The organism is Rothia sp. QJM3NY_36, from assembly GCF_056173115.1.
Genome location: NZ_CM149658.1, coordinates 668,293 through 686,197 on the forward strand (window position 1 = coordinate 668,293; position 17,905 = coordinate 686,197).

At 71.2% G+C, this 17,905-nt stretch carries 20 protein-coding genes; 8 read left to right on the forward strand and 12 right to left on the reverse strand.

Features of this window, described 5'->3' with window-relative positions:
- Nucleotide 1 precedes the first annotated feature (1 nt).
- Nucleotides 2–1,210: a glycosyltransferase gene (locus AC0VXQ_RS02885; protein ID WP_100464267.1), complete on the forward strand. Its 1,209-nt coding sequence runs from the start codon at nucleotides 2–4 to the stop codon at nucleotides 1,208–1,210.
- A gap of 40 nt (nucleotides 1,211–1,250) precedes the next feature.
- Here AC0VXQ_RS02885 and AC0VXQ_RS02890 read toward each other — a convergent pair whose 3' ends face one another.
- The 3 genes from AC0VXQ_RS02890 to AC0VXQ_RS02900 all read right to left on the reverse strand — a co-directional run bounded on the left by AC0VXQ_RS02890 (nucleotide 1,251) and on the right by AC0VXQ_RS02900 (nucleotide 4,033).
- The gene (locus tag AC0VXQ_RS02890) at nucleotides 1,251–1,583 is read right to left on the reverse strand and encodes a PqqD family peptide modification chaperone (RefSeq protein ID WP_129357851.1); all 333 of its coding nucleotides are present in this window, start codon (nucleotides 1,581–1,583) and stop codon (nucleotides 1,251–1,253) included.
- The gene (locus AC0VXQ_RS02895) at nucleotides 1,580–2,473 is read right to left on the reverse strand and encodes a nucleotidyltransferase family protein (RefSeq protein ID WP_129357852.1); all 894 of its coding nucleotides are present in this window, start codon (nucleotides 2,471–2,473) and stop codon (nucleotides 1,580–1,582) included. The genes AC0VXQ_RS02890 and AC0VXQ_RS02895 overlap by 4 nt, the downstream gene beginning before the upstream one ends.
- Nucleotides 2,474–2,572: 99 nt before the next feature.
- The gene (locus AC0VXQ_RS02900; protein WP_061225276.1) at nucleotides 2,573–4,033 is read right to left on the reverse strand and encodes a tyrosine-protein kinase domain-containing protein; all 1,461 of its coding nucleotides are present in this window, start codon (nucleotides 4,031–4,033) and stop codon (nucleotides 2,573–2,575) included.
- A gap of 146 nt (nucleotides 4,034–4,179) precedes the next feature.
- Between AC0VXQ_RS02900 and AC0VXQ_RS02905 the strand changes: the two genes are divergently transcribed.
- Complete coding sequence (locus AC0VXQ_RS02905) at nucleotides 4,180–4,710, forward strand: VanZ family protein (protein WP_165869995.1); 531 nt, start codon at nucleotides 4,180–4,182, stop codon at nucleotides 4,708–4,710.
- A 14-nt stretch (nucleotides 4,711–4,724) separates the two neighbouring features.
- On the opposite strand, the gene rfbA is transcribed toward AC0VXQ_RS02905, so the two are convergent.
- Entirely contained in the window at nucleotides 4,725–5,588 is an 864-nt protein-coding gene (gene rfbA, locus AC0VXQ_RS02910) for a glucose-1-phosphate thymidylyltransferase RfbA (RefSeq protein ID WP_129357854.1), read from the reverse strand.
- 54 nt (nucleotides 5,589–5,642) lie between these two features.
- On the opposite strand from rfbA, the gene rfbB reads away from it, so the two are divergent.
- From rfbB to AC0VXQ_RS02940, 6 genes are all read left to right on the forward strand, one after another.
- Nucleotides 5,643–6,641: a dTDP-glucose 4,6-dehydratase gene (gene rfbB, locus AC0VXQ_RS02915; RefSeq protein WP_058730631.1), complete on the forward strand. Its 999-nt coding sequence runs from the start codon at nucleotides 5,643–5,645 to the stop codon at nucleotides 6,639–6,641.
- Nucleotides 6,642–6,643: 2 nt separating this feature from the next.
- Nucleotides 6,644–8,074, forward strand: coding sequence for a dTDP-4-dehydrorhamnose reductase (gene rfbD / locus AC0VXQ_RS02920; protein WP_129357897.1), 1,431 nt, complete (start codon nucleotides 6,644–6,646; stop codon nucleotides 8,072–8,074).
- Between the two features lie 624 nt (nucleotides 8,075–8,698).
- The gene (locus AC0VXQ_RS02925) at nucleotides 8,699–8,953 is read left to right on the forward strand and encodes a hypothetical protein (RefSeq protein ID WP_129357855.1); all 255 of its coding nucleotides are present in this window, start codon (nucleotides 8,699–8,701) and stop codon (nucleotides 8,951–8,953) included.
- A gap of 477 nt (nucleotides 8,954–9,430) precedes the next feature.
- Nucleotides 9,431–10,057 (forward strand): 50S ribosomal protein L25/general stress protein Ctc, encoded by a 627-nt coding sequence (locus tag AC0VXQ_RS02930; protein ID WP_055684353.1) that lies wholly within the window; start codon nucleotides 9,431–9,433, stop codon nucleotides 10,055–10,057.
- A gap of 176 nt (nucleotides 10,058–10,233) precedes the next feature.
- Nucleotides 10,234–10,815, forward strand: coding sequence for an aminoacyl-tRNA hydrolase (pth, locus tag AC0VXQ_RS02935; RefSeq protein WP_055684354.1), 582 nt, complete (start codon nucleotides 10,234–10,236; stop codon nucleotides 10,813–10,815).
- Between the two features lie 91 nt (nucleotides 10,816–10,906).
- Entirely contained in the window at nucleotides 10,907–11,785 is an 879-nt protein-coding gene (locus AC0VXQ_RS02940) for a glycoside hydrolase family 16 protein (RefSeq protein ID WP_081046148.1), read from the forward strand.
- A 112-nt stretch (nucleotides 11,786–11,897) separates the two neighbouring features.
- On the opposite strand, the gene AC0VXQ_RS02945 is transcribed toward AC0VXQ_RS02940, so the two are convergent.
- The 8 genes from AC0VXQ_RS02945 to AC0VXQ_RS02980 all read right to left on the reverse strand — a co-directional run bounded on the left by AC0VXQ_RS02945 (nucleotide 11,898) and on the right by AC0VXQ_RS02980 (nucleotide 17,903).
- Entirely contained in the window at nucleotides 11,898–12,071 is a 174-nt protein-coding gene (locus AC0VXQ_RS02945; protein ID WP_165590093.1) for a hypothetical protein, read from the reverse strand.
- 73 nt (nucleotides 12,072–12,144) lie between these two features.
- On the reverse strand, nucleotides 12,145–12,714 hold the full coding sequence (locus tag AC0VXQ_RS02950; protein WP_475529089.1) for a hypothetical protein: 570 nt from the start codon (nucleotides 12,712–12,714) through the stop codon (nucleotides 12,145–12,147).
- A gap of 149 nt (nucleotides 12,715–12,863) precedes the next feature.
- Complete coding sequence (gene nhaA / locus AC0VXQ_RS02955) at nucleotides 12,864–14,222, reverse strand: Na+/H+ antiporter NhaA (protein WP_081046147.1); 1,359 nt, start codon at nucleotides 14,220–14,222, stop codon at nucleotides 12,864–12,866.
- Between the two features lie 121 nt (nucleotides 14,223–14,343).
- The gene (locus AC0VXQ_RS02960; protein ID WP_058730626.1) at nucleotides 14,344–14,838 is read right to left on the reverse strand and encodes a DUF2505 domain-containing protein; all 495 of its coding nucleotides are present in this window, start codon (nucleotides 14,836–14,838) and stop codon (nucleotides 14,344–14,346) included.
- A gap of 22 nt (nucleotides 14,839–14,860) precedes the next feature.
- Nucleotides 14,861–16,369: a sugar transferase gene (locus tag AC0VXQ_RS02965; RefSeq protein ID WP_081046146.1), complete on the reverse strand. Its 1,509-nt coding sequence runs from the start codon at nucleotides 16,367–16,369 to the stop codon at nucleotides 14,861–14,863.
- A complete protein-coding gene (locus AC0VXQ_RS02970; protein WP_055684358.1) occupies nucleotides 16,362–16,799 on the reverse strand; it encodes an FAD synthase family protein in 438 nt (145 codons plus the stop codon). The genes AC0VXQ_RS02965 and AC0VXQ_RS02970 overlap by 8 nt, the downstream gene beginning before the upstream one ends.
- A gap of 10 nt (nucleotides 16,800–16,809) precedes the next feature.
- Nucleotides 16,810–17,430, reverse strand: coding sequence for a hypothetical protein (locus tag AC0VXQ_RS02975; protein ID WP_058743462.1), 621 nt, complete (start codon nucleotides 17,428–17,430; stop codon nucleotides 16,810–16,812).
- A gap of 23 nt (nucleotides 17,431–17,453) precedes the next feature.
- The gene (locus AC0VXQ_RS02980) at nucleotides 17,454–17,903 is read right to left on the reverse strand and encodes a glycosyltransferase (RefSeq protein ID WP_055684360.1); all 450 of its coding nucleotides are present in this window, start codon (nucleotides 17,901–17,903) and stop codon (nucleotides 17,454–17,456) included.
- Between the last annotated feature and the right edge of the window lie 2 nt (nucleotides 17,904–17,905).

The window sequence follows — 17,905 nt, forward strand, 5'->3', positions numbered from 1 at the left end:
CATGTTCGCCTCCCCCACGAACGCCCTCCGCCGTCTGATCCGCCCCCGCCCCGCATCCTCTCACCGCACTCCCCGCCACGAGATCGCGATCGCCCACGACTACCTCACCCAGCGCGGAGGAGCGGAGCGGGTGGTGCTGGCCCTGCACCGGATCTTCCCCGACGCCCCCATCCACACCACGCTGTACGACCCGGAGGGGACCTTCCCCGAGTTCCGGGACGCCCACATCATCACGTCCCCGCTGAATCGGATCGGCTTCCTGCGCCGGCACCACCGCATGGCCCTGCCCCTGCTGCCGCTGGCCTCCTCGCTGCTGCGGGTCCCCGCCCGGCTGAGCATCGTCTCCACGACCGGATGGGCCCACGGGTTCCGATTCGACGGGGACCGCCTGGTCTACTGCCACAGCCCCGCTCGGTGGATCTACCTCAGCGACCAGTACCTCGGGGACCGCGCGGGGAAGGGTCCCATGTCCTGGGTGCTCGCCGCGATGCTGCCCTTCCTGCGCCGCTGGGACCAGAAGGCCGCACACCGCCACGAGGGCGACTACCTCGCCAACTCCAGCGTGGTCCGCGATCGCATCCGCCGGGTCTACGGATTCGAAGCTCCGGTGCTCTTCCCGCCGCACAGCGTGGACGTGCAGGCCCCCGTCGAGCCCATCGACGAGGTCCCGTGGGACGGGACCGCGCGTGCCGACGGCGGGACCGGGGAGTTCTTCGTCATCGTCTCCCGCCTGCTGCCGTACAAGAACGTGCAGCACGCCGTGGAGGCCTTCCGGGACCTGCCGGAGCACAACCTCCTGGTCATCGGAGCGGGGCCGCTGTACCAGCCCCTGCGCACCCAGGCGCCGCCCAACGTGCGGGTGGCCCGCGGGCTCACCGACGCCCAGATGCGCTGGGCCTACTCCCGGGCCCGCGCGGTGCTCGCGGTCTCCTACGAGGACTTCGGGATCACCCCGCTGGAAGCCGGGGCCTACGGCAAGCCCGTGATCGCCCTGCGGGCCGGAGGATTCCTGGACACCCTGCGCGAGGGGGTGACCGGCGCGTTCATCGACGAGCCCACCGCCCCGGCCATCCGGGAGGCCGTGCAGGCCCTGGACCCGCGGGACTACGACGCCGAGCGGATCCGGGAGCACGCCCGCCCCTTCGGGCTCGAGCGCTTCGAGGAGCAGCTGCGGGAGCAGCTGCGCCGCCGGGGCATGCTCTCCGACTGAGGACCGCCCGGCCCGGGATCTCCGGACGTGCCGGGCGGGGTCAGTCCCGGCCCGGCATCTCGGGTTCCCCGAGCGGTTCCAGCAGACCCAGGTCCAGCAGCTGGCGGGCCAGCGCCTCGGCGTCGGCGGCCACCGTCTGGACCGGGGCGCCGTACTCGCGGGCCAGACGGCGCACCCCGGCGTCGAAGGGCTCGCCGTCCGCCCAGGACAGCCACAGCGCCCGCCCGGGCCCGGTGAGCGTCTGCGGACCGACCTCCGGGGGCCGGGCGACGTAGCACAGCTGCGCCTGCGCCCGGCTGTCCACCCAGGCGGTTCGGGGACTGACCCGGAAGGGCGGCAGGGGCACTTCCTCTGATGCGTGCTCGGTGCTCACCGGCGCCTCCCGATCCATCCCCGGGCGACAGCAGACACCCCGCGCACCCGGCGCGCGGCGGCGGCCCCGAGCTCCCGGAGGGCCCGCCGTCGACGCCGGGCGGCCTCCGCGCGCAGCTCCTGCTCCGAGGGCTCGTGGCCCAGGCGCATGGCCAGGTGATCCCGGTTCACGTGCACCATGGAGCGCAGCACGCGCAGTCGATCCCCGAGGGAGCGGGCCGCCCGGAAGCGCGCCTCCCACTCCTGCAGCCGGGACCCGCCCTGGGAGATCACCTTCCACAGGAGATAGTCCCGGTGCCCGCGGAAGCTCTCCAGCTCGCCCAGGGCGGTGGCCAGGGCCAGCGTGCACTCCAGCGCCTCAGCGCGCGAGCGCAGGATCGCGACGTCCTCGGCGCTGAGGATGCGCATCAGGTGGTGCACGTCGTGGCGCCCGCGCACGCCGTCGCGCCCGGCGTGGATCAGCAGCACCAGGATCTGGTCCAGCACCTGCGGCACCGCGCAGGGCAGGTGGGCGATGGGGACCCGCTCGTGGCTGGACCACAGCAGCTCGAAGGCCGCGGAGGGGTCCCGCAGGATCCCGGGGAAGTGCCGGTGGATGTCGGCCGGGCCCCACCAGGGATGGCGCAGGGTCATGGCGTGCTGGAAGGCCGAGCCGGAGTCGAAGTGGGCCACCACCTCCCAGCCCTGCTCGCGCAGCGCACCGAGGAAGCGCTGCAGGTGCTCCGGGCGCACCAGCACGTCCGCGTCCGTGCTGACCCGATCCACCCGGTACAGCCCCGGCATGCTCGCGTAGCCCTTGATGTGCAGCACATCGGCGCCGACGCCGTCGGCGGTGGCCTGCAGGGCGGCGTGGGCCAGGCGGATGCGATCGCCCAGTTCCAGTCCGTGCATCCCCTGCCTCCTTCCCGGTGGCTCCGCCGCTGCGTCGAAGTGCCCCGATGCCGCGAGGCGGCCCCGACCCCGGGGAAGGGGAGGGGCCGCCTCGAAGGATCAGCTGCTGTGAGAGGTGCGGGCCCGGCGCCCGCGTCCCTTCGCCCCGTGCTTGCCGCCGGCGGCGGGGGAGGACCCGGAGCCGGATCCCTCGCCGTCCTGGCCGTAGTAGGCCTGGTAGCCGCTGCGGTAGCCGCCGTAGCCGAAGCCGTAGTAGTGCGAGCCCAGACCCTTCTCCGGGGTCATATTCATCACGGTGCCCAGCAGGTGCCCGTTGACCCGGCCCAGCGCCTGCGCGGCGGCCTGCGCCTGATCCTTGCGGGTGCGCCCGCAGACGCTGACTAGGATGGCCCCGTCCACATTGGCCGAGAGCAGAGAGCCGTCCGTGACCGGCAGCAGCGGCGGGACGTCGATGATTACCAGGTACTCCTGGGACATCTCCTGGATCAGCCGCTGCATCTTGGACGAGCCCAGCAGCTCCGAGGGGTTCGGGGGGATGCGACCGGCCGGCAGCACGTACAGCTCGGTGTCCCCGATCCGCTGGATGGCCTCCTCCGGGCCGACCTGTCCGGAGAGCACCTGGGAGAGCCCGACGGCGTCGTCCAGGCCGAAGATCTTCGCCTGGGTGGGGCGGCGCAGGTCCGCGTCGATGAGGATCGTCGGCTGACCGGCCTTCGCGAAGGCGTGGGCCAGGGAGGCGGAGACCGTGGACTTGCCCTCGCCCGGGTTGGGGCTGGAGACGATGATCGAGCGCGGCGGGGCATCCACCGAGACGAAGCGCAGGTTGGTGCGCAGCTGGCGCAGCGCCTCCTCCGACTGGTGATCCGCGCGGTCGCTCAGGAAGGTGTTCTCATCCAAGGCCGAGGACTTCGGCAGGATGCCCAGGGTCCCCGCCTCGGTGGCGTTCTCCAGGTCATCGGTGGTGCGCACCCGCACGTCGGCGAACTTGCGCAGGAAGGCGATCAGGTAGGCCAGGACCAGGCCCACGGCGGCGCCGATCAGCAGGTAGTTGCGGTAGCTGGGGGAGACGGGTCCGTCCGGGGCCTGGGCATCATCCAGCGGGGTGACCTTCACCGCGGACTCCCGGCCCTCCAGGTCCGAGACGTAGTCCGCGGTGGCCTGCAGGGCGTTGTTGGCCAGCGTGGCCGCGTCCTGCGGGGAGGAGGCGGTGGCGGTGACCTTGATGAGGGTGGAGTTCGGCTCGACGGAGGCGCTCAGGTGCGAGGGGATCGCGGACTCGTCGATGCCCACGGAGTTGTTCTCGGCGATCTTCTTCGCGACCGGGCCGCTGGTGACCAGCGGCAGGTATGCGGAGGCCTTCGCCTGCGCCGCGGAGTCCCCGGAGAGGATGTCCCCGACGGCGGAGCCGCCGCCGGCGGTGACGTATCCGCTGGAGGTGGCAGAGTAGACCTTGGGCTGCAGGGCGGCGACGCCGAGGCCCAGCAGCGCCCCGGCTACGGTGAAGATGATGAGGTATTTCAGGTTCGCCCTGGTCAGGCGCAGGAAGTCGAGCAAAGTCATGGGGTCCCCTTGAGAAACGACACAGACGATCGGCGCGGTCGGCCCCCTCTGCTGGGTGAGGCCCTCAGGGCACGGCGAGGCCCTGACGGCTCGGGTGCCCGCCCGTCGCGATGCCTCGAGGGTACCATCCGGCCTCGGAGGGAACGGTGATCCGGCGCGGTGTAATCCACCCGGCCCGACGCACCAGCGCGACGACGCGGCGTCGGGTGCGCCGCGCGGCGATCTGGGTGCTGATCCCGGTGGTCCTGGTGGTGGGCGTCCTGCTGCTGTGGCCCGACGGCAGCCAGATCCGCCGGATCCTGCTGGATATCTGGCTGTGGCTGACCCCCACGCCCGCGCTGCGGCGCGCCATCAGCCCGGAGGACGTGGAGCAGACCCTGAACGCCCTGGTGTTCGTCCCCGTGTTCTGCGGGGCCCAGCTGCTCCTGCCGCGGATCCGCCCCGCCCTGTGGTGCCTGGCGGCCGTGGCGCTGGCCTGCTCGGTGGAGCTGACCCAGCTGCTGTTCCTGCCGGGCCGGAAGTTCGACCCGGTGGACGCCTGCTTCAACTCCCTCGGGGGGATCCTCGGGGTGGGCGCGGGGCTGGCGTTCTGGTCCCTGCTGGCCCGCCGGGAGGCGCGCCGCTCCCGCGGCCGCGGAAGCGGCGCAGAGACCGACGACGGGGACTCCGCGGGTTGATGGCTTCGGGGGCCTCACTCCTCCAGCAGGTTCAGCAGGTACCGGCCGTAGCCGCTCTTGACCAGTGGTTCGGCGCGGGCCCGCAGCCCGGCGTCGTCGATCAGCCCGGTGCGCCAGGCGATCTCCTCCGGGCAGCCGATGGACAGGCCCTGCCGGGCCTGCACGGTGCGGATGAAGCTCGTGGCATCCGCCAGAGAATCGAAGGTCCCCGTGTCCAGCCACGCCGTGCCGCGCGGCAGCACCTCCACCCGCAGCTTCCCCTGCTCCAGGTAGATCCGGTTCAGATCCGTGATCTCCAGCTCCCCCCGGGCCGAGGGGCGCAGGTTCCGGGCGTGCTCGATCACGTCGTTGTCGTAGAAGTACAGCCCCGGGATCGCGTAGTGGCTGCGCGGATGCTCCGGCTTCTCCTCGATGGACACGGCGCGGAAATCCTCATCGAACTCCACGACGCCGTAGGCGCTGGGATCCGAGACCCGGTACCCGAACACCGCCGCGCCGTCCACCTCCTGGTACTTGCGCAGCTGCGTGCCCAGGCCGGGGCCGTAGAAGATGTTGTCGCCCAGCACCAGCGCCACCGAGTCCTGCCCGATGTGCTCCTCCCCGAGCAGGAAGGCCTGCGCCAGCCCGTCCGGGGACTCCTGCACCGCGTAGGACAGCTCGACGCCGAAGGCCGAGCCGTCCCCGAGCAGGCGGCGGAACTGATCCGCGTCCTGCGGGGTGGTGATCACCAGGATGTCCCTGATCCCGGCCAGCATGAGCGTGGACAGCGGGTAGTAGATCATCGGCTTGTCGTAGACCGGGGTCAGCTGCTTGGAGATGCCCAGGGTGATCGGGTGCAGGCGGCTTCCCGTCCCCCCGGCGAGGATGATGCCCTTCATGGGAGTCATTGTGACACGGGCGCCCCGGAGCTCGGCTCACCTAGGATGGCCGGCATGGCGAGAATTCTGGTGACCGGCGGCGCCGGGTTCATCGGCTCCAACTTCGTCCACCACCTGGTGGAGCGCACGGAGCACGATGTCACGGTGCTGGACAAGATGACGTACGCGGCCAACGAGGACTCCCTGGCCGGGCTGCCCGAGGATCGGGTGCGCCTGGTGCGCGGGGACGTGGCCGATGCCGACGTCGTCGGAGACCTCGTGGCCGAGGCCGACGCCGTCGTGCACTACGCCGCGGAATCCCACAACGACAACTCCCTGGCGGATCCCGCGCCCTTCGTGCACACCAACCTGGTGGGCACCTTCACCCTGCTCGAGGCGGTGCGGCGCACCGGGACCCGCTACCACCACATCTCCACCGACGAGGTCTTCGGCGACCTCGCCCTGGATGACCCGGCCAAGTTCACCGAGACCACGCCGTACAACCCCTCCTCCCCGTACTCCTCGACCAAGGCCGGCTCGGACCTGCTGGTGCGCGCCTGGGTGCGCTCCTTCGGCATCGAGGCGACCCTGAGCAACTGCTCCAACAACTACGGGCCCTACCAGCACATCGAGAAGTTCATCCCCCGCCAGATCACCAACATCCTGGCCGGGATCCGCCCCAAGCTCTACGGCGACGGGCGCAACGTGCGGGACTGGATCCACGCCGAGGACCACTCCTCCGCGGTGCTGGCGATCCTGGAGCGCGGCCGCATCGGGCGCACCTACCTGATCGGCGCGGACGGGGAGCGGGACAACCTCACCGTGCTGCGCGCGATCCTGCGGCTGATGGGTCGGGCCGAGGATGACTTCGACCACGTGCGCGACCGCCCCGGGCACGACCTGCGCTACGCCATCGACGGCAGCGCGCTGCGCGAGGAGCTCGGCTGGCAGCCCCGCTTCCGCGACTTCGAGGCCGGCCTGGCCGAGACCATCGCCTGGTACGACGAGCACCGGGACTGGTGGGAGCCGCTCAAGCGGCAGGTGGAGGCCAAGTACGCGGAAGCGGGGCAGTGAGCATGGCCGAGCTGAGCATCACCACCACCCCCATCCCCGGGCTGCTCGTCGTGGACCTGCCCGTGCACGGAGACAACCGCGGCTGGTTCAAGGAGAACTGGCAGCGGGAGAAGATGACCGCCGCCGGGCTGCCGGACTTCGGGCCCGTGCAGAACAACATCTCCTTCAACGCCGCCCGGGGAACGACCCGCGGCATCCACGCCGAGCCGTGGGACAAGTACGTCTCCGTGGCCACCGGGGAGATCTTCGGGGCGTGGGTGGATCTGCGCGCCGGGGAGAGCTTCGGCCGGGTCTTCACCACCCGCCTGGATCCAGCCCGCGCGGTGTTCGTGCCACGCGGGGTGGGCAACGCCTTCCAGACCCTCGTCGATGACACGGCGTACGCCTACCTGGTCAATGACCACTGGTCCGCCGACGCCCAGGAGGAGTACGCCTTCCTCAACCTCGCCGATGAGACCGCCGGCATCGAGTGGCCCGTTCCCCTGGCCGAGGCGGAGCTGTCCGAGAAGGATCGGAACCACCCCCGGCTGGCCGAGGTGGAGCCCGTGGCCCCCGCCCCGCTGCTGATCACCGGGGCCACCGGGCAGCTGGGCCGGGAGCTGGTGCGCCAGTGCCGCGAGCGCGGCATCCCGCACCGGGCCGTCGGCCGCGAGGAGCTGGACCTGGCGCGCCCGGAGTCCTGGCGCACCTCCTTCCGCTGGCGCTCCTACCGCGCCATCGTCAACGCCGCCGCGCACACCGCGGTGGACGCGGCCCAAACCCCCGAGGGGCGCCGGGAGGCCTGGGCGGCCAACGCCACCGGGGTGGCCGCCCTGGCCGCGGTGGCCGTCGAGCACAGACTGCCGCTGGTGCACGTGTCCACCGACTACGTCTTCGACGGGGCCCGCCCCGTCGGGCAGGCCTACACCCCGGATGACGCCGTCGCCCCGCTGGGGGTCTACGGGCAGTCCAAGGCCGCGGGGGAGGCCGCGGTGGCCGCGGTGCCGCAGCACCACATCGTGCGGACCTCGTGGGTGATCGGGGAGGGGAGGAACTTCGTGCGCACCATGGCCTCCCTCGCCGAGCGCGGCGTGGACCCCGCGGTGGTGGGGGACCAGCACGGGCGACCCACCTTCACCGAGGACCTGGCCGCGGGGATCCTGCACCTGCAGGAGCAGAATGCCGCCCCGGGGATCTACCACCTGAGCAACGAGGGGCCGGACACCACGTGGGCCGAGCTGGCGGCGTCCGTCTACGAGCTCACCGGCCACGACCCGGCCCGGGTCTCGGCGACCACCACCGCCGAGTACTTCGTGGACAAGCCCGACGCCGCCCCGCGCCCGGCCAACTCCCTGCTGGATCTGACGAAGCTCGAGCAGACCGGCTTCCGCCCGCGGGATCACCGCGAGGCCCTGGCCGCGTACCTGGCGGGACGAGAGGTGGAATCCGCATGAGCAGTTTCAAGGACACCGCGATGCATGGCGCTCGCCAGGTCAAACACTGGGGATTTCTCGCGGAGAAGCACGGCAGAGCGCTCTCGAAGAGGACGAGGAATCGGGTCGCCGACGTCATCAATCCCGTCCGGTCCCACATCTCCCCGTATTCCTTCGATCCTTCCCTCTACCGGCGCAGCTTTCTGGTGCGGCCCGCTCCGCCGCAGAAGGAGCCCTCTCAGCTCCCGCGTCAGGTGTTCATGGTCTGGACTGGTGAGAATGACCTGACCCCCGCCCGCAGCCGCAACCTACAGGCGACACAGGAGATCGTCGGGGGGGCCCGTCCATCTCGTTCGCCCCGAGAACCCCGACGACTGGCTGCTCCCGGATCACCCGCGACATCCCGCCTACGACCAGCTGTCGCTGGTCCACCGGTCGGATTATCTGCGGGCCTATCTTCTGCACCATTACGGGGGTGGGTACTGCGACATCAAACGAGCGCTGCATGATTGGAACGGATCCTTCGACGCACTCGAAGAGCACCCGGACCGCTGGATCATCGGCTATCCCGACCAGCACGTGAATGACCCGGCCCGACTTCCCGGGCGCCTGGGCCATGACATTCGGAAGCACTACAGTCGTTTGGTGTCCAGTGGTGCTCTGATCACGCGCTCGCACACCGACTTCACCGCTGAATGGCTCCGGGAGATCGAGCGGCGTCTGGACTACTTCGCCGATCAGCTGGCCGAGTTCCCCGGCGGGATCCGGGGCGAGGTGGTAGGGTACCCGGTCTCCTGGACGGATGTCCTGGGCAAGATCTATCACCCGCTGCAGCTCAAGCACCTGCCGAGAATCCTCCAAGATGATCGGCTGGAGGTGGAGCTGACGGACTACCGCTGAACAGCATCGGCCGCTCTCCCCCGTCGGTCGTGACAAGCAGGCCTTAGACGCGTACTTGGCTGGCTGGCCCCTCCTCGCCGGTCCCGGCGGGTTCGGGAGCCGTCCGGTGTCTTGGGAGTGCTCGCAGTGCTCCCGAAACACCGGACGGCTCCTAAACCGTGGGGAGGGCCCGACGCGGGGATTGGTGCGGCGTGCGCGAGGGTCGACGCGGCGGGGTGCGGTGGCCGGGCCCTTGGGCCTCGGCATTGCCGCGCGGGTCCGCGGGCGGTAGGCTGTGGGTCTGCATGCCAAGGCGAGGGCGTCATCCGACGGTGACGCCGTGATCGACGAAGGCTGGTCGGCTCACGCACGAGCTGCGCTTCCCGCGCTGACGTGTGCGAGCGCGCCGGTCTCGCCCCGCCCGCCCGCACGGGTGGCCAACGGGGGACTTGGCGCACGCACTGAAGCAACGAACCGACCGGAAAGGTGGTCACCGACATGGCAGACCGCATCAAGATCTCCGCCGAAGCCCGCGACGACTTCGGCAAGGGCTACGCCCGCCGCCTGCGCAAGGCCGGCAAGATCCCCGCCGTCATCTACGGCCACGGGGCCGAGCCCGTCCACATCGCCCTGCCCGGGCACGAGACCATGCTCGCCGCCCGCAACCCCAACGCCGTGCTGTCCGTGGACGTGGACGGCACCAACCACCTGACCCTGATCAAGGACGTGCAGCGCCACGCGATCCGCCCGGAGATCTACCACGTGGACCTGCTGACCGTGCGCCGCGGCGAGCGCGTGGAGGTGGAGGTCCCCGTGGTCGTCGAGGGCGAGGTGGCCCCCGGCAACATCTCCACCCAGTCCGAGTCCGTGCTGCTGCTGGACGTGGACGCCCTGGACGTGCCCGAGGAGCTGCTGGTGGACGTCACCGACCGCCAGGACGGCGAGCACGTCACCGCCGCGGACGTGCTGCTGCCCGAGGACGTCACCCTGGTCTCCGACCCGGAGCTGATCGTCGTCAACGTCTCCGCCGAGGTCGAGCAGGACCTGGGCGAGGAGCCGGAGACCGAGGAGGAGGGCGAGGAGTCCGAGGATTCCGAGGCCTCGGAGGGCTCCGAGGAGGAGTAGCCCCCCTCGCGGGCGCCGCTTCCGGCGCCCGCACGCGAGGCCGGCCCGTCGCCCGGATCCGCGCACGCCCCGCTCGCGGGGCCGCGGAACGGCGGCGGGCCGTCGTCGTGCCGGCATCGGTCAGGCAGGAGCGCCGCCGCGCAGCGGGGCGCAGCCAGTGAGGAGTGCGAGAGCAGATGAGCCAGACGTGGCTGGTCATGGGCCTGGGCAACCCCGGGACGCAGTACGAGCGGACCCGGCACAACGTCGGGCAGATGGTCATCGGGAACCTCGCCGAGCGCATGGGCGGCACGCTCAAGCGCCACAAGGCCGGGGCGATGGTCATGGAGGGCCGCGCCGGCATCGGCGGGCCGCGGGTGGTGCTGGCCCGATCCACCGGGTACATGAACACCTCCGGCGGGCCGACGGCGGGGCTGGCCTCCTTCTACGGCATCGACCCGGAGCACGTGATCGCCGTGCACGACGAGATCGACATCCCCTTCGACGCGATCCGGCTCAAACGCGGCGGGGGAGAGGGCGGGCACAACGGCCTGCGCGACATCACCAAGGCGCTGGGGACCAAGGAGTACCTGCGCGTGCGCGTGGGGGTGGGGCGTCCGCCCGGGCGCATGGACGCCGCGGACTACGTGCTCAAGCCGTTCACCGCCGCGGAGGCCAAGCAGCTGCCGGTGCTCGTGGAGGATGCCGCGGATGCGGTGGTCTCCCTCATGGTCCACGGCCTCACGGACACCCAGCAGCAGTACCACTCCCGGGGCTGAAGCTCCCGCCGACCCGCCCCGTGCCCGGGTCCTGCGGGCGCGGGTCCGGTAAGATTCTTCCCCTGACCGTCCATCATCGCATCAGGGGGACATGCCCATGGATCAGGCCATCACGCGACGCCGCGCGCTCGGATACGGGGGAGCGGGGGTGGCCGCGGCCCTGCTGGGCTCCGCGGCCTGGGCCCCGCCGGCCGAGGCCGCCGGCACCTACCGCTCCGGGTGGGGCAACGCGGTCTTCGAGGACGACTTCTCCGGGTCCTCGCTGAGCTCATCCCGGTGGAACGTCCGGGACCGGACCTACCTCAGCCACGACTGGAGCACCATCTCCGCGGCGAACGTCGCGGTCGCGGCAGGTGCGCTCAAGCTCACCGCCAGGAAGCTGGCCTCCCCGGTCACCACCTCGGACGGACGACGCCGGGAGTGGTCCGGGGCCGAGGTGAACACGCTGGGGAAGTTCTCCCTGGAGCACGGGCGCTGGGAGGTCCGGGCCAAGATGCCGGCCGCCCCGAACCGCAGCGTGGGGCTGTGGGCCGCCGTGTGGCTGCGCCCGGATGACGGGTCCGTGCCGGGGGAGGTGGACATCGTCGAGACCTACGGCTCCAAATCCTCCCAGGCGAAGACGAAGTTCGACCCCACCAGCCGCGCGGAGACCACGGTGCACTTCAACCAGCGCCGCACCGGGTCCCTGCACGGGTGGAGCCCCAGCGGCACCGACATCTACAGCCGGTGGAACACCTGGGCCGTGGAGAAGACCCCCGCCGGGGTGCGCGGATTCTTCAACGGGGAGAAGATCCTCGACGTGCCCTCCGGCACCGCCGCGTACCGCGCCGCCTTCCCTGCCGGGAAGAAGCTGAACCTGCGGATCAGCTTCCAGGTGGGCAACTCCTACTGGGGACGGCCCACCGCCGCCACGGCCTCCGGGCAGTCCATGGAGCTGGATTACGTGCGGGTGTGGAAGCACCAGGGCTGAGGGCGGTCCGCGCTGCTCACGCGCGAAGCCCCCGGCGCGGGAGCTGGGCTCCTGCGCCGGGGGGCTTCGCGCTCGCTCGGGCGCCGCCGTCCGGGGCCGGGCGCCGCGGGACTCAGATCAGGACGGTGTGCATCGGAACGTCGGTGACCTCCGGCGGGTACCGGTAGTCCTCACCCACCTGCTCCTCCTGCTCCGCGGTGGGTTCGCCCGCCGTGGGGGAGGGGGTGGCCTGCTCGGTCCCCTCCGACTCCTGCTGGCTCCGGTGCTGCTGCTCGCTGCTGTCCATGCTCATCTCCTGGCTGTGCTGTCCGGTGTCTGCTGCTGTGCTCTCTGGCGCCTGCCGGCGCGGTGGTACGTTCTCAGACGTAGACGGGGCCGCGTTCGATGACTAAGGTCTCCCCGTCCACGGTCACCTCCCGTCGGCTGTACACCGGCGTGGTGCCCACGCAGCCGCTCACGGACGCCGTGAAGTAGGGCTGCTCGGTCGCGGACTTGTACTGGCCCTGGGCGTTGAAGGACCACCCGCCCGTGTAGGTGAGGGTGTAGGCGTAGTAGCCGGGACGGTTCGGATCCTGCTGCGCGGAGCTGATGGACCACTGGCTGGAGCCCAGGTTTCTCCAGCCGAGCCGGCCCAGGCTGGTGGGGAACCAGAGGGTCAGCTGGGCGTCCGCCACCTTCGTGGCCGACGTCGCCCCCTCCACCCACAGGCCGCGCTCGGGGTAGCTGCCCCTGCCGTCGATGGTCATGGTGGTGGTGCTGCTGCGGCAGCTGCGCTGGATCTGCACCGAGCCCTGCAGGCCCAGCTTCGGGCTGGCGGCCTGGGCCGGGACGGCGGTGGCCGCGGCGACCGCGGGCAGGGACCAGGCGGCCCCGCGGGCCAGCGTGCGGCGCGATATCGGATGGGCGGACTGCGGTGCGTCCACGGACATGGATCTCCCCCTGAATTCCTCGGTGTCCCCCACGCGAAGAAGCCTCCCGGTGCCGGTTTCCCCCGGAGCAGAGGGAGGCCCTCACGGTGGTCTTCGAAGATCTTATGTGGGGGTGGGAAAACCCGTCAACCGGGCCTGCCGCCGCGGCCTCAGTCCCTCTCGCCCTCGTGGTACCGGTCCCGCTCCTGGGCCGCTCGCGCCTGCTCGGCGTCCGGCTCCTGCCCGTCGAACGTGTCCACGGCCACGCCCTGGGCGCGCAGCTTCTTGTAGTGGGCGTTGCGCAGGGCCAGCAGCACCCCGCCGATGATGGCGGCCAGGAAGGACCCCGTGAGCACGCCCACCTTGGCGTGGTCGTCGTGGGCGCTGCCCAGACCGAAGCTCAGCTCCGCCACCAGCAGCGCCACCGTGAAGCCGATGCCGCCCAGCATGGCCAACCCGAGGACGTCCGGCCACTTCAGGTCCTCGTCCTTGGTGGCCGGGGTGAGGGTGGTGAGCAGCCAGGTGGAGGAGAAGATGCCCGCGGTCTTGCCCAGGACCAGGCCGAAGATCACGCCCAGCGCCACCGGGTCCGTGAACGCGGAGACGATGCCGTCCACCCCGCCCACGGCCACCCCCGAGGCGAAGAACGCGAAGACCGGGATGGCCACGCCGTTGGAGATCGGCTGGTAGCGGTGGGCCAGGCGCGGAGCCAGGCCGATGGGCGCCTCCCCGTGCTGGGGATCGGTCCGGTGCAGCACCGGCACCATGAAGCCCAGCAGCACCCCGGCGATGGTGGCGTGCACCCCCGCCGAGTACACCAGCAGCCAGGTGAGCACCCCGATGGGCAGCAGGATGACCCACGGGGCCCAGGGGGAGAAGGCGAAGAAGCGCGGGTACCGATGGGTGAGGAACCAGAACAGGGCCAGCGGCACGATGCTGGCCGCCAGGAAGCCGAACTGCACGCCCTCGGAGTAGACGAAGGCGATGATGACGATGGCGATCAGATCATCCACCACGGCCAGCGTCAGCAGGAAGGTGCGAGCCGCCGTCGGCAGGGCGGAGCCCACCACCGCCAGCACGGAGACCGCGAAGGCGATGTCCGTGGCCGTGGGCACGGCCCACCCGGCGAGGGTCTGCGCGTCGCCCCAGGCCAGGTTGATGCCCGCGTAGATCAGGGCCGGCACCAGCACGCCGCCGAAGGCCGCGGTGATGGGCACGATGGCCTTCTTGACGTCGTGCAGCTCACCGTCGACGAACTCGGACTTCAGCTCCAGGCCCGTCATGAAGAAGAAGATCGCCAGGAGACCGTCCGAAGCCCACTCCCCGATGGTGTGGTTCAGCGCCTCCACCCCGGGGATGCCCAGGTGGGTGTCCCGGGCACCGAAGTACAGGCCCTCCAGGGGGCTGTTGGCGAAGATCAGGCCGAGCAGCATCGCGGCCAGCAGCAGCAGGCCTCCGGTGTTCCCGGCGCGCAGCCGGTCCGCGATCCTCCCTGCGCTGTAGCCTTCCTCTTCCAGTGTGGTGACCATGGGTTCCCTCCGTGCGTGCTCCGCGGACGGCGCCTGCGGATGGTGCGGTGTGGTGGTGCGGAGACGACGACGGCGCCGCGCGGGTGGGCGTCGGCGCCGTCGTCGGTGCAGGTGATCGAGTCTACTTGTTGATCCAGTGCTCGGCCTCGCGGCTCTGCAGGGTCAGGGCCTTGGACATGTACGGCTCCGCGGCCTGGGCCAGCTTCTTGCCGACCAGCGGGATGTTGGCCTTGACCTCGCCCTCCAGGGCCACCTGGGTCTTCTCGCCCTCGGCGGTGAGCTTCTGGGTGAGGTTCGCCGAGACCGGCACGGCACCGGCGCTCACGGAGGTCTCCACGTCCCGGGAGCCGTCCGCGCCGGGGGCCTTGAACAGGTCCTTCTGGGTGAGGGTCACGCCGTTCTTGATGAACTTCTGGGCGAAGCCGGGGATCTTGTCCCCGCCCACGGAGCGCACCGTGGTGACGGTGAAGGCACCGGCGGTGTCCCCGTCCACGGAGAAGCTCTCGAACTGCACGCCGGCCTGCTGGCTGACGTGGCGGGCGAAGTCCTCGGAGGCGTAGGCCTGCACGACCTTGCCCACCGGGGCGTTGATGGAGGTGGTCTCGTGAATGCTCATGCCAGGCAGTCTACCCAAGCCCTCAGTACGCGCCGGCCCCGGCGAAGACCGCCTTCACGGTGCGGGCCAGGATCAGCAGGTCCCCGGTCACGGACCAGTTCTCCACGTAGTACAGATCCAGGCGCACGGACTCCTCCCAGGACAGGTCCGAGCGTCCGCCCACCTGCCACAGGCCGGTGATCCCGGGCTTGACCATGAGCCGCCGGTACATGTCCTGCTCGTAGGCGGCCACCTCCTCCGGCAGCGGGGGGCGCGGACCCACCAGGGACATCTCACCCACCAGGACGTTCCACAGCTGCGGCAGCTCGTCCAGGGAGAGCTTGCGCATCACCTTCCCCACCCGGGTGATCCGGGGGTCGTCGGCCATCTTGAACAGCACCTCGTTCCCGGCGCCCTCCCGCGCCAGCTGCTGGCGCAGCCGGTCCGCGTCCGGGACCATGGAGCGGAACTTGTGCATCCGGAAGGGGCGGCCCTCCCGGCCGATGCGCTCCTGGTGGAAGAACACCGGGCCGCCGGGGGAGTCCGCCTTGATCAGGAGTCCGAGCAGGAGGAACACGGGGGCCAGGACCAGCAGACCGAGGGCGCTGAGCACCACGTCCATCCCGCGTTTGACGGCCGCGGTGCCGCCGCCCATGCGCGGGGTGTGCACGTGGACCAGGGGGATCCCGTTCAGCGGCTGCATCTGCAGGCGCGGACCGGCGATGTCGGTCAGCGCCGGGGCCATGGCCAGTCCCACGTGCTCCTGGGCCAGCATCCACCCGAGCCGGCGCAGCTGCCGCGGGGTGAGCAGGTGCCCGGAGGAGATGGCGACGACGTCGGCCCCGCGCTCGCGGACCACGGCCATCACCGCCTCCGGCTCCGGATCCGTGCCCAGCAGCGGCAGGTCCGTGCCGGGCAGGAGGCCGCGCTCCGGCAGCTCGTGTCCGGCGGGGTAGGCCCCCACGGGCGTGTACCCGTAGTTGGAGGCCTCCACGAGGCGCCGGTCCAGGTGGCCGATCGAGGGCAGATCCCCGATGAGCAGGGTCTTGATCCGAGCCCGGCCGCGGCGTCGCCAGGCCACCAGGGCCACCCGGAACATCCAGCGGCTCAGCAGCAGCAGGGCGATGCCCAGGGGCGCGGCCAGGATGACGTAGCCGCGGGCGAGGTCCGTGCGGCTGATGTAGGCCAGCACGGCCAGGGCGGCGAACAGCCACAGGGAGATCCGCACGACCCGCCGGTACTCCTCGCTGCCGGCGCCGAGGATCTTGGCCTGCCGGGCCCCGCCCACGCCGAGGGCCGCCCACCAGACCAGCACGAGCAGCGCCGAGAACAGGGTGTAGGAGATCGTCTCCGCGCCGGCCCCGTCCAGCAGCCGGGTACGGGCCAGCCCGAAGCGCAGCAGCTGGGCCCCGGCCACGGCGGCGATCAGCACCAGCAGATCCGTCACGCTGAGCAGCCGCTCCGCCTTGCGATGCCAGGACATGCGGGCGGTGGTCAGTCCCGGCTGCTCCCCGAGCCCGCGGGGGGAGGCCGTCGGCAGGGTCTCAGGCATTGAATACCTGCGCCTCCCGGCTCAGCAGCTCCAGCGCGGTGCGCAGCTTGGTGCTGGAGGTGTGGCGGGTGTACGGGAAGTACACCACCTCCACGCCGACCTCCGCGAAGCGCCGCTCCAGGTCTCGGCCGCGGTCCGTGCCCTTCCAGTCATCGCCCTTGAAGAACACGTCGAAGTGCAGCTGCTCCCAGGTCTCCAGCTTGTCCTCGACGGTCTCCGGGTGCACCTGGTCCACGTAGCTGATGTGGCTGACGATCTCCATCCGCTCCTCCAGCGGGATGATCGGCGCCCGACCCTTGGTCAGCTCCAGCATCTCGTCGGAGACCACGCCGGCGATCAGGTGGTCGCAGCGCTGCTTGGCCTCCCGCAGGATGTTGAGGTGGCCGATGTGGAACAGGTCGAAGGCTCCGGCGGCGTATCCGATGGTCATGGGGACTCCTTCAGCGGTTCTCGGGAAGCGGGCGGACGGGGCGGGAGAGCAGCTGCATCAGCCGCCGGGGAAAGCGCCGGCGGGGCGGGCTCGGGGCCTCCAGCAGCGTGGTCAGCGAGTCCTCCAGCTTGCGGGCGGCCTGCTCCGGGTGGGGCAGGCGCGGGGCCGTGCGGAAGGCCTCGGGCTGGGCCAGGGCCCGGTCCAGGGCGTCGAACAGCTCCTCCCGGGAGGTGGCCATGACGGCCTCGCCCTGCTCGGCCATGATCCGGGTGAACTGGATCTGGTGGTCGTCCACCACCTCGCCCAGGTCCTGGCGCCGGGGCACGGCCACGGGCACGATGCCGGCCTCCCGCGCGTCGAGGATGGAGCCGGGGCCGCCCTGCACGAGCACGGCGGCGGCGCCGCGGTAGGTCTCCAGCAGCTGCTCGCGCGGCATCCGCTCCACCCCGGTGCAGCGCTGCGGCGCCTTCGTGAAGCCGTGCTGGATGTGGCACCGGGTGCCCGGCCGGGCGAGGGCGTAGTCCTCGCACCAGTCCAGGAGCCGGTCGAAGGGGTGGTGGTCGGTGCCGAGGGAGACGACGAGGTCGTACTCCCGCACGGCGGGATCGGTCACGGGTTCTGCGGCGGACATGGCAACCTCCTCGGACGGCGCGCTCACAGCACGGCGCCGATGTTGACGGACTCGGGGAACGCCTCCTGCTGCTGGTCCCACTGCACGACGAACAGGTCGCAGAACGGGTAGCACAGGCGGGCGCTGAGCGTGGGCATGGTGATGCGGTCGTAGGCCTCGATGAACACCGTCGGGATGCCCAGCAGGCGGGCGGCGATGAAGTAGGAGACGGAGACCGCGGCGCCGGTGGAGATCACGGCGTCGGGTCGCTCCCGGCGCAGGGAGCGCCAGGCCAGGCGCAGGTTGCGCACGGCGTTGGGCAGGTTCCGGGTGGTGGGGTGGTGCACCCAGTAGGCGGTCTCCCCGCTGAGGGCGGCTTCCACCTCGGGCAGGCGGAAGGTGGCCCACGCTCGGTCGTGGTGCTCCCACAGGGACCTGAGCGCCAGCAGCTGGGCGAGGTGGCCGCCGGCAGAGGCGACGAGCATGAGCTTCATGG